Genomic DNA, 961 nt, shown 5'->3' on the forward strand with positions numbered 1-961 from the left:
AGAAAAGGCTAAAACCTTTAATTTTGATAAACAAGATGAGGTGGAGGGGACCTTAATTGCCATTAAAGGGCAATATATGATTCTCGATACCGGTTGCTTAAATATTCGAAAATTTACGTCCTACGACGTCTCGCTAGACGTCGAGTAAGACATATACTTGGAAAGCATGCATGAGTGAATCAGCAAAGACGATATACCTCAAAGACTATCTTGAGCCTGCGTTTAAGATTACGTCACTTGATTTAACCTTTCAGTTATTTGAAAACGGAGCGTTGGTAAAAGCCAGGCAGCTTATCGAGCGAGTCGCTGGCCGTGAAGGCGAGGCGCTGTCACTAAATGGTGAAGACCTTGAGCTGAAAAGTATAAAGTTAGATGACCGTGAGCTGGAAGAGAGTGAATACCTTCTAGATGACGAATCTCTAACGGTAGAATCTGTACCCGCGAAATTTGAGTTGCAGTGTGAAACCTGGATTAAGCCGCAAGATAACAAGCGGTTGGAAGGCTTGTACAAGTCTTCGTCAATGTTTTGTACCCAGTGTGAAGCCGAGGGTTTCAGACGAATTACCTATTACATGGATCGTCCTGACGTACTAACGGTATTTACGACGCGCATCGAAGCTGATAAAGCGCTTTACCCGAACCTGCTTTCCAATGGTAATGCTATTGAGTCGGGAAACTTGGAAGATAATCGTCATTTTGTTACTTGGCACGACCCTCATCCAAAGCCTTGTTACTTGTTTGCTTTGGTGGCAGGTGATTTACATTGCCATGAAGACTCCTTCAAAACCATGTCTGGACGTCAGGTGGCCCTGAAGATCTTTGTTGATCATAAGAATGCAGATAAGTGCGATTACGCACTAGATTGTTTAAAAAGGTCGATGCGCTGGGATGAAGAAGTCTACGGGCGAGAGTACGACCTGGATATATTTATGATTGTCGCGGTGGACGATTTTAATATGGG

General features: G+C 43.6%; 1 protein-coding gene and 1 pseudogene. Both read left to right on the plus strand.

What is annotated here, in order from left to right:
- Positions 1 to 148, plus strand: a 148-nt coding sequence (locus A3729_RS30655) for a DUF2797 domain-containing protein (protein ID WP_156497720.1), incomplete at its 5' end; no start/stop codon positions are given.
- 22 nt (positions 149 to 170) lie between these two features.
- Positions 171 to 961 (plus strand): annotated as a pseudogene (gene pepN, locus A3729_RS05980) (aminopeptidase N); the annotation flags it as partial.

Source organism: Oleiphilus sp. HI0043, from assembly GCF_001634935.1.